Source organism: Companilactobacillus jidongensis (assembly GCF_003946575.1).
In the GTDB taxonomy this organism is placed as follows: domain Bacteria; phylum Bacillota; class Bacilli; order Lactobacillales; family Lactobacillaceae; genus Companilactobacillus; species Companilactobacillus jidongensis.
Map to the genome: position 1 here is coordinate 1 of NZ_RHOP01000003.1, position 8,725 is coordinate 8,725.

Annotated in this window: 8 protein-coding genes; 1 reads left to right on the forward strand and 7 read right to left on the reverse strand. The window is 37.2% G+C overall.

The window, feature by feature from the left end:
* Positions 1-840: SLAP domain-containing protein (locus tag EKM68_RS02470; protein ID WP_191987366.1), on the forward strand; the 840-nt coding region annotated here is incomplete at its 5' end.
* Positions 841-1,154: 314 nt separating this feature from the next.
* On the opposite strand, the gene EKM68_RS02475 is transcribed toward EKM68_RS02470, so the two are convergent.
* The 7 genes from EKM68_RS02475 to EKM68_RS02505 all read right to left on the reverse strand — a co-directional run bounded on the left by EKM68_RS02475 (position 1,155) and on the right by EKM68_RS02505 (position 8,505).
* Positions 1,155-2,909 carry an ABC transporter ATP-binding protein gene (locus EKM68_RS02475; RefSeq protein WP_125588080.1) on the reverse strand — a complete coding sequence of 585 codons (1,755 nt, stop codon included), beginning with the start codon at positions 2,907-2,909 and terminating at the stop codon, positions 1,155-1,157.
* Positions 2,909-4,672 (reverse strand): ABC transporter ATP-binding protein, encoded by a 1,764-nt coding sequence (locus EKM68_RS02480; protein ID WP_125588081.1) that lies wholly within the window; start codon positions 4,670-4,672, stop codon positions 2,909-2,911. Before EKM68_RS02480 ends, EKM68_RS02475 begins: the two co-directional genes overlap by 1 nt.
* 58 nt (positions 4,673-4,730) lie before the next feature.
* Entirely contained in the window at positions 4,731-5,150 is a 420-nt protein-coding gene (locus tag EKM68_RS02485) for a MarR family winged helix-turn-helix transcriptional regulator (RefSeq protein ID WP_164509333.1), read from the reverse strand.
* A gap of 135 nt (positions 5,151-5,285) precedes the next feature.
* Positions 5,286-6,137: a DegV family protein gene (locus tag EKM68_RS02490; protein ID WP_125588083.1), complete on the reverse strand. Its 852-nt coding sequence runs from the start codon at positions 6,135-6,137 to the stop codon at positions 5,286-5,288.
* Entirely contained in the window at positions 6,134-6,679 is a 546-nt protein-coding gene (locus tag EKM68_RS02495) for a DUF1836 domain-containing protein (protein ID WP_125588084.1), read from the reverse strand. The genes EKM68_RS02490 and EKM68_RS02495 overlap by 4 nt, the downstream gene beginning before the upstream one ends.
* A 146-nt stretch (positions 6,680-6,825) precedes the next feature.
* Positions 6,826-7,152: a thioredoxin family protein gene (locus EKM68_RS02500; RefSeq protein WP_164509334.1), complete on the reverse strand. Its 327-nt coding sequence runs from the start codon at positions 7,150-7,152 to the stop codon at positions 6,826-6,828.
* 15 nt (positions 7,153-7,167) lie between these two features.
* Complete coding sequence (locus EKM68_RS02505) at positions 7,168-8,505, reverse strand: dihydrolipoyl dehydrogenase family protein (RefSeq protein WP_125588086.1); 1,338 nt, start codon at positions 8,503-8,505, stop codon at positions 7,168-7,170.
* Positions 8,506-8,725: the final 220 nt, after the last annotated feature.

Consider the following 8,725-nt stretch of genomic DNA (forward strand, 5'->3'; position numbering starts at 1 on the left):
GTAATTGGTACTCCTACTGATGTCACTGTCTCTGCTCCTGGTTATAAGGACGCTACTGTCAAAGCTATTGTTTCTAAAGATGCAGACGGTAACTACTCTGTTACTTACACTAACCCTGATGGAACCATCATCAATAGCGATACACCACTTACCTTAACAAAAAAGCCATCATCTGGTGGTGGCTCAGTAGTCACAAATCCTGACGAAGGTGTGATTGAACACAAGGTTCAAACAATTGCGACATACTCTGACAAACCTGACGTTGAGATTTATCAACTTGGTTCAGACAACAAGATGTCACAAATTTCCAATCGTGCTCTAAAGACTGCTTCTAACTGGTACAGCGATGCTACTATCACTGTCGATGGTGTAAGTTATTACCGTGTTGCTACAAATGAATGGGCAAAGGTCAGCCAAGCTTATCCATATCAAGCACTCAACTTACATATCAGAACTTATGACGATTCTGAAAAGGCTCTTTACAAAGCTGAAAACATCGTTATCAGCAATGAGACTCTTGCTCCAAGCAGCAGTTGGATGACTGATCGTGAAACTTATGTCATCAACAACACTAAGTACTATCGTGTTGCTACAAATAAATTTGTCAGTGCTGACGATGTCTATGTCTACTCACCAGTAAACATGGTCGTAACGACTCACGCTGATGCATACACAACTGTTTATACTGCCAAAGGTGTAGCTATTAAGAGCAGATCACTACTTAACAATAGTAGTTGGAAGACTGATAGTATTACATATATCAATGGCGACAAGTATTACCGTGTTGCTACAAACGAATTTGTTAAAGCTAGCGATGTTGATGTTAATAATATGATTTAATCAATGAAGTACCATACAATTTTTAGATTGTATGGTACTTTTTTATTTCCAAAGAACAATCATCTATTGAACTTGAAAAAAAGTAATTCTCAATTTTTTTAAAGATAAAAATACGGATAAGCAAATTCATTCGGAGGTACAGAAATATTTATCAGCCGTGAAAGCAAGACGAGCTTGGAGATTTGCGAAGCAAAGCTTCAAGTCGAGGCTCGAGACCTTGGCTCGAGCCGGTCCCACGGCAGATGAATATTTCTGTATCGGAGAACCTCAAAAAAAGGAACGGCAAAATTAATTGCCGTTCCTTTTCACATATTCTATTCTTGAAATTGACTGTTATACATATTAGCGTAGAAGCCATTTTCTTTCATCAGTTCATTATGATCACCACGTTCGATGATTTCACCATCTTTGACAACCAAGATCACATCAGCATTCTTAATTGTCGATAATCTATGGGCAATAACGAATGAGGTTCTGCCTTTTGTCAATAAGTCCATTGCTTTTTGAATCTGCTCTTCAGTTCTAGTATCAACTGAACTAGTTGCTTCATCAAGTATCAACATTGGTGCATTTCTGATCAATGCTCTAGCAATGGTCAACAATTGTTTCTGGCCAACTGACAAGCTGACTGAATCATCGAGAACTGTATCGAAACCGTTTGGTAATGTATCAATGAAGTGATCAATTCCTACCGCCTCACAAGCTTTTCTAATCTGTTCTTCAGTTACATTAGGTTGATTGTAAACTAAGTTGTTTTTAACCGTATCATCAAACAACCAAGCATCCTGCAAGACCATATCGAATTGATTACGAACTTCTGAACGTTTCATATCAGTAATATCGACACCGTCAATTTTGATAGTTCCACTATTAAGATCGTAGAATCTCATCAGCAAGTTGACTGTCGTTGTTTTACCAGATCCAGTTGGACCGACAATAGCAATCTTTTGACCGGGTTTAGCGTGCATCGTGAAGTTCTTGAGAATTTTTTGACCAGGTAAATATCCGAATTCAACGTTATCGAATTCAACATCCCCAGTAGTTTTGGCCAATTTATCTGACTTATCTGTGTCATCAACTTCTTCAGGTTCCTTCAAGAATCCGAAGACACGTTTCATTGCGGCTGAAGCTGTCTGCAAACTGGAGAATGCTTGAGCAATTTGTGATAGTGGTTGTGAGAACAAACGTACATAGATCATAAAGGCAACGATGGTACCCATACTCATGTTACCGTTGATCGCCATCACACCACCAACGATGCAGACCATTACGTAACCGAAGTTACCAATGAAGCCCATCAATGGCTGCATGATACCAGACATGAATTGTGACTTCCAAACAGCGTCGTAAAGATGATTGTTCATTTGATCAAAGTCAGTCTTGGCTTTGTCAGTATAATTATAAGTTTTAACAACATCATGACCTGAGTAGATTTCCTCAGTGTAACTGGAAATATCAGCCAGACGACTCTGTTGCGCGTTGAAGAATCTTTGTGACTTAGACATGAGGATCAAGGTTCCAATGAAACCGGCTAGAACTGAAACAATAGCCGTAATACTCATGGGAATATTTGTTATGAGCATCATTATGACAACGCCGACAAACAAAGTAACAGAAGAGATCAATGTTCCTAAACTTTGATTTAATGACTGACCCATGGTATCCAAGTCATTGGTAACACGACTCAATGTATCACCTTCGTTGTGGATATCGAAGTAGTTGAGTGGTAGTTTATTGATTTTAGTAGTAATTTTAGTTCTTAATTTCTGAGTAAACTTCTGTGTCACGGTTGCCATGATGAATCCCTGTCCATAGGACATAGCAGCCCCGACAGCGTAGATTATTCCCAGGATAATGACAATTTTCATAACTTGAGCGACATCAATTCCTTTGACTAATCCATTTGTGATCAAGTCAGTAATCTTACTCAACTGACTTGGACCAACGATTGAGGCAACACTACCCAAAACGGCAAATATTACCGCGATCAGAACTGGTCCAATATATGACCGTCCGTATTCAACAACGCCGTCTTTGATACTGACGTCTCTAGTATTAGCTCTGCGCATTAGGCAAGTTCCTCCTTTGATAATTGTGAATAAGCAATTTGTTGATAAACTTCATTATTCTTAAGTAAGTCTTCGTGTGTACCTTGACCAACAACTTGGCCTTTATCTAGAACAATAATCTCATCAGCATCAATAATTGTGCTGATACGTTGTGCCACAATAACTTTGGTGGTTGTCGCAGCTTTTTGTTTCAATGTATCACGTAATTTTTTGTCAGTTTCATAATCCAAAGCTGAGAATGAATCATCGAATAATAATATTTCTGGTTTTCTGGCAATAGCACGAGCAATTGCCAATCGTTGTTTTTGTCCACCGGAGAAATTATCACCGTGTTGAGCAACGATTGAAGCTAATTGTTGCTCTTTCTCTTCCACGAAGTCCTTCGATTGCGCAGTATCCAAAGCATCGAAGGCTTCGTTATCAGACAATTGACCTGACTTATTAGTACTTTGTCCGAAGTCGATATTGCTCTTGATATCGCCACTGAATAGAACAGCTTTCTGCGGAATGTATCCGATGCGATTATTCAGATCATCTTGTGCGTAATCTCTGACATCAACATTATCTACTAGGACTTGTCCACTAGTAGTATCGTATAATCTCGGAATCAGCTTCAGGGCTGAACTCTTACCACTACCAGTTGATCCGATAACTGCGAATGTTTGACCCTGTTTTGCTTTGAACGAAAGATTCTCAACAGCTGGTTTCTCAGCACCAGGATATTTGAAAGTAACGTTCTTGAATTCTAGTTCACCTTCAGTTTCAGGAGCAGTTACTGTTTTTTGATCGAATTTAATTGAAGGATTGATCGACAATACTTCATTGATTCTTCCAGCAGATACTGTTACACGTGGTAACAAAATAAAAATCATCGAGAGCAACAAGAATCCTAAAATAACTTGCATAGCATATGATGAGAAGACGATCATGTCACTGAACAAGGTTAATCTCTGCATGCCGACTGCTTGGTTGATTAGAATTGCACCAATTCCATAGACGGCTAGTGTTAAGGCACTAGAAATGAAAGTCATTCCTGGATTCATCAAAGCTAAGAAACGATAAGCAAACAAGTTAGTTCCTGTTAAATCATCATTAGCTTTGTTGAATTTTTTGTTTTGGTAATCTTCAGCATTGTAAGCATGAACTACACGAATACCTGACAAGTTCTCTTGTGTAACCAGATTCAATCTATCTGTCAAACTCTGAACCATCTTGAATTTTGGTTGAACCTTCGTCAAGATCAACGTTAGCATCAAGCATAATAGAACAACGGCGACAGCTGTGGCAGTTGTCCATTCCCACCCTTTTCCAGCAATCTTAGTGATCGCCCAAACGGCAGTGATCGGTGCCTTGATGATGACTTGTAGACCCATGGCAACGAATTGTTGGATCTGAGTAATATCATTAGTTGAACGTGTCAACAAACTTGAAACAGAAAAATTCTTAATGTCTTGAGTCGAATAATCCATAACTTGATTGAAGACATCTTTTCTAACACGGGCGGAAAAACCACCAGCGATTTTAGCAACGAAGTAACCTGTCACAACGGCCGCTAACACACTGGCAATTGAACAAAGAATCATCATCGCACCAGGTTGTAATATTTGGCTGACGGTTGTACCTTTGGTCTCAATTCTCTGCGTGATAGTTGACATGTAGCCCGGGATACTCAATTCTAACCAAACTTGAATGACGATGAAAAATGTACTGATCGCCATCATGCCATATTCTTTTTTATTCATTCTTTTTAGTAACTTAAACATTGGCAACTCCTTCTCTTATATGGGTTCGCATGCGAACTATATGTTTAAAAATAAAATGCTATTCAGCATTGTTAGAAATTTTATTTAAAACTTCAAAAAATTTATTCATATCTTCATCAGAAATATCTGCTCTCAGTGAGTTTTCTGCTTCTGTCGCAGCTGCACTGACCTGTTGCATCTTTTCTCTAGCCTGTTGCGTCAGCATCAGACGTTTGTAGCGTGCATCCCGACTGGAGGGAGAGGTTTCGATGATTCCATTCTTGACCATACGCTTCACTAACCCGCTGGCTGTTGATTTACTGATCGACATTGCATGTTCAAGATCTCTTTGAAATATTTCTTCACCATCGTTCATGGCGATATACCCAGCGGACATACCTTGTAACTTGGATATATGGCCAGCGTCATGATCAAATAACGGGTATTGTGACTTAACATAACGGTCTATTTTCAGAGAGACACCTCTGATTTGAAACATGATCGTTTTTCTTGGATCAATCATGATTGCTTCCTCCTATTCGTTCGTATGCGAACTATATTACTTTCTTTTAAATCCGAAGTCAACAAAAAAACGAAACTTTTTCAAGTTTCGTTTAATTTTTCTGAAAATATTTTAAAGTTTGACTATACCGACACCCACTAATCCGGGTCCAGTGTGGACTCCAAGTGCTGGTCCGACTTGTCCGAAGAATTGTTTGGTACCATGAATGCCATTCTCATCAAGCAATTTGACCATACGCTGACCCATTTCTTCATCAGCACCGTGGCCAACTGCCAATAGATAATCCTTATGATCACCGATGAAATCCTTAGCCAGGTCAAGCATTAATCTCTGGCCTTTTTTCATACCACGTGCTTTGGCAGCAGTAGTATAAATACCTTCGCGGTTACATGTAATTATCGGTGCCAATTTTAACATGCTACCGACAACTGAGGTAACCAATCCAATACGACCACCAGCACGCAAATACTCAAGTGTTGGAATACAGAAGTAAACCACCGTGTTCTCAATCATTTTAGCAACGCCAGCAATAACTTCTGAGTAACTTTTACCTGCATCAACCAAGTCCTTTGCTCCAACTGCAATAAGTCCGGCAGCTACAGCAACTTGCTTCGTATCAAATGCGGTGAAAGTAAATCTATCGTCGTCTTCTAGTAATACTTTTAAAAAATTATAAGTACCGCTCAAACCGGATGAAACTGAGATCGCTACTATATGATCATAGCCGTCAGCAGCAATTTCATCCAAAGTCTGATTGATGCTTTCACCTGAAGGTAGGGATGTCTTAGGAATTTCTTTGTCTAATCCATCATAAACCTCAACTGCAGTAATATCTTTTCTGTCTAAATATGTTTTGTCTTTATAAATAATTTGCATTGGTAATTCATAGATTCCTGACTTCTCTAGGTACTCCTCAGGGATATCACAGCAGGAATCAACCAATATAGCAATACGTTCTGTCATTTCTCTTTACTCTTTTCTTTCGAGCCGTCGCTATCACTTAGCATCAATATCTTCTTTGTCACCCACTTGGATGCAAATGACATTGTTACCATCTCAACCATCAAATACGCTGAAGAATTATTGCCTTCAGACAATTTTTGATCTTCCGTCCGATGATTGATCAATTTCAAAGCATTCTCTTGCTTGGCACAGAAGAAATCAAAAGCATTGTCAATGCCGCCATTGAGCTTAGTCATGAGTTCAATACCTTCTTCGATCTCACTGATCGAAACAACTTGCTTCAAAAAAGTAATAGCAATTAAATATGCCAAATGTTCTCTGGTATATCTCTTTTTAATCGGATGTGGTAGAAGTCCGTTCTTCACATAATTGTTGACCATTGATGTAGTAACGATCGGCCCATCATCTAACCAAATGGGACCTAAGTACTTATCTATCAACGTCAACAACTGATCTCGATACAAATCCAATTCTGGTAGATCAGACCAGCGTGGTAACTTGAATTCCTCTAAATTATCTAACCATTCTTGCAATTCATCCATTAAAAAGCACCTCTTTATGATTACTAATACAATTTATCATAATATGGAATACTATTCAATCTAGTTTTTAAAACTAGATAAAAATAATAATAAAAAATCCACCAAAAAAATTTGATAATTTCATTGGTGGATTTATTTTTGGAAAACTATATCATAGTCTTTTGTATAAACTTATTTAATTTAGAAACGATTGTATCAACATCCAAATTTTGACCTTCAAATTTATAAACAATCTTTTTATTATTCATTAACACCATTGTAGGTAATCTTGAAATATGCCAAGCAGCCTCTATGAATGGATTCGTATCCACATTGATTTTGACAAAATTAATCTCTTTAGATAATTTGACCTCTAGTTGATGAAATAAAATCATTTGTGTTGCACAGATTTCTCCAGCAGTACAAAAATCCGTAGTTAGAATCGCAAGTACTAACTTTGAAGAATCTTTTAGTTCCAAAATATCTTCATTCATTTTACTTGTCATTAACTAATCAATCAGATTTCTAATTTTATATTTAAGTGCTGGAAATGCCGGAATAAATTTATTTCTAATATCATTTTTTGTGAGTCCTAAGCCAATAATATCCACAAAATTATTTACATCATCGGCGGCCGTTTGACTGACTTCGGATACACCAACCAACTTATTTTCACTATTATAAATAAGCGATAGTCGTGCGCTCATATCATTCGTTCCAGAGTATACATGTTCCATCGATGCCAAATCATAATCTTTTACGCTATATGAATTATCTTTAAGAGCGGCTTCTAAAGAAACACCAGCCTGTGCTACTTGAGGAAATGTGAATGCAGCGTTAGCAATAACAGGATATACTATTTTTTTATCAGTTTTTCCAATCAAATAATTTCCAAGATACTCTCCTTCAAAATGAGCCGTAGGTGTCAATTTAGGAACATTCTTTTTTATTACATCACCAAGAGCATAGACACCCTCTACTGATGTTTCTAAATTTTCATCTACAATGATTCCCTGTCGATCGTATTCTATACCAATGGCATCCAAGTTCAATTTTTCAATATTAGGAATTCTTCCACTCGCATCTACAACAACATCTGCATCTAATTCTAACCCTTGCTGAGAAATAACTTTGTATCCATTAGACATTTTTTTTATTTCACTAACTGAATTATTTAAATAAAATTGTATTCCCATTGATTGCATTTCATTCATCACAATATCGACGTGTTCTTTGCTGAATGCTTTTAGTGGTCTATCAGCAAATTCAATTACATCGACTTTTGAGCCAGCAGCTCTCAAAATGGTTGCCAATTCCATACTTACAAATCCACCACCAATAAAAACAACATGCTCAGGCAATTCTTCAAGGTCAAAAACGTCATTACTATTCAAGGCATACTCGTTTCCAACGATGGGAAGTTTGTTTGGACGTTGTCCGGTTGCAATAATAATTTTATCAGATTGATATTTTTGATCATTAACCATTACTGTATGGGCATCGACAAAGCTTGCTGTCCCCTGTAAAGTATCTGCACCCAATTCTTGAAATGAAGTGGCTGAATCGTTGGGGAAAGAATTAAATACCTCCTTTTTCCGTTGAATCAACTGTTTCCAATCAATAGTTGCTGGATTTTTAATTCCTAAACCCTTCAATTTTTGTGAGATCAATACGGATGTAACTGTTCCTTCCAAAAATATTTTTGGCTCACAACCAAAGTTTGGACAGATTCCGCCAAACTTTTCATTTTCAATAATTAACGTCTTTTTAGTTCCGTCTTGTAATTTTGGAACCATTTTATACGCTGAGGGTCCGCTACCAATAACAATATAATCATACTTTTTCATTTTTATTTCCTCTTTAATTTATATATTAAAATCTTTTATAACATTCAATTGATTGATTGAATGTTATAAACTTAGCATACTTCATTTAATCCGTCAAACAACTAAATTGAATAAATAAAAAAGGAACCCCTACTTTTTAAAAAGGTTCTATACTTTCTGGTATTGATGAATAATCAATACCAGTTTTTTTGTACTCTTTTAAAACAAAAAGAACATCACT

What these genes read in the sequence shown, in the direction of transcription:
- EKM68_RS02475 (WP_125588080.1), bottom strand. Translation starts at nt 2,909, where the DNA reads ATGCGCAGAGCTAATACTAGAGACGTCAGTATCAAAGACGGCGTTGTT.
- EKM68_RS02480 (WP_125588081.1), bottom strand. Translation starts at nt 4,672, where the DNA reads ATGTTTAAGTTACTAAAAAGAATGAATAAAAAAGAATATGGCATGATG.
- EKM68_RS02485 (WP_164509333.1), bottom strand. Translation starts at nt 5,150, where the DNA reads ATGTTTCAAATCAGAGGTGTCTCTCTGAAAATAGACCGTTATGTTAAG.
- EKM68_RS02490 (WP_125588083.1), bottom strand. Translation starts at nt 6,137, where the DNA reads ATGACAGAACGTATTGCTATATTGGTTGATTCCTGCTGTGATATCCCT.
- EKM68_RS02495 (WP_125588084.1), bottom strand. Translation starts at nt 6,679, where the DNA reads ATGGATGAATTGCAAGAATGGTTAGATAATTTAGAGGAATTCAAGTTA.
- EKM68_RS02500 (WP_164509334.1), bottom strand. Translation starts at nt 7,152, where the DNA reads ATGAATGAAGATATTTTGGAACTAAAAGATTCTTCAAAGTTAGTACTT.
- EKM68_RS02505 (WP_125588086.1), bottom strand. Translation starts at nt 8,505, where the DNA reads ATGAAAAAGTATGATTATATTGTTATTGGTAGCGGACCCTCAGCGTAT.